We start from the raw sequence: 766 nt of genomic DNA, 5'->3' as shown, positions 1-766 counted from the left end.
ATTGAAGGCGGCGCAGATAAAATCCGCATCAACCCCGGCAACATCGGTCGACGTGAAAAAGTTGAAGCGGTTGTTAAAGCGGCCAAAGACAAAGGCATTCCGATCAGGATCGGAGTAAACGCCGGTTCATTGGAAAAACGCATTTTAGAAAAATACGGTTATCCGACTGCCGATGGAATGGTAGAAAGCGCACTTCATCACATTAAAATTCTTGAGGATCTTGATTTTCACGATATTATTGTCAGCATGAAGGCCTCTGACGTGAACCTTGCAATCGAGGCTTATGAAAAAGCGGCGAAAGCGTTTGACTACCCGCTTCACCTCGGGATCACCGAGTCAGGAACACTGTTTGCCGGCACAGTAAAGAGCGCAGCAGGACTCGGCGCAATTTTAAGCAAAGGCATCGGGAACACCATGCGCATTTCACTAAGCGCAGACCCTGTAGAAGAGGTAAAAGTAGCAAGGGAGCTTCTGAAATCTTTCGGCTTAGCCTCCAATGCTGCCACGCTCATCTCTTGCCCGACTTGCGGCCGTATTGAGATTGATCTAATCAGCATTGCCAATGAAGTGGAAGAGTATATTTCTAAGATAAAAGCGCCGATTAAAGTTGCTGTTCTCGGCTGCGCTGTAAACGGACCTGGTGAAGCGAGAGAAGCTGATATCGGAATCGCCGGCGCACGCGGTGAAGGGCTACTGTTCCGGAAAGGGAAAATTGTCCGTAAGGTTCCAGAGGAAACGATGGTAGAAGAACTCAAAAAAGAAATTG

At 48.0% G+C, this 766-nt stretch carries 1 protein-coding gene; it reads left to right on the top strand.

Annotated elements, in window-relative coordinates:
- The coding region (ispG, locus tag ACWHAR_RS26220) for a flavodoxin-dependent (E)-4-hydroxy-3-methylbut-2-enyl-diphosphate synthase (RefSeq protein ID WP_452088315.1) at positions 1-766 on the top strand (766 nt) is incomplete at both ends.

The sequence above is a fragment of the Bacillus sp. LR--39 genome (assembly GCF_053613335.1).
This window is presented reverse-complemented; position numbering and strand designations above follow the sequence as displayed.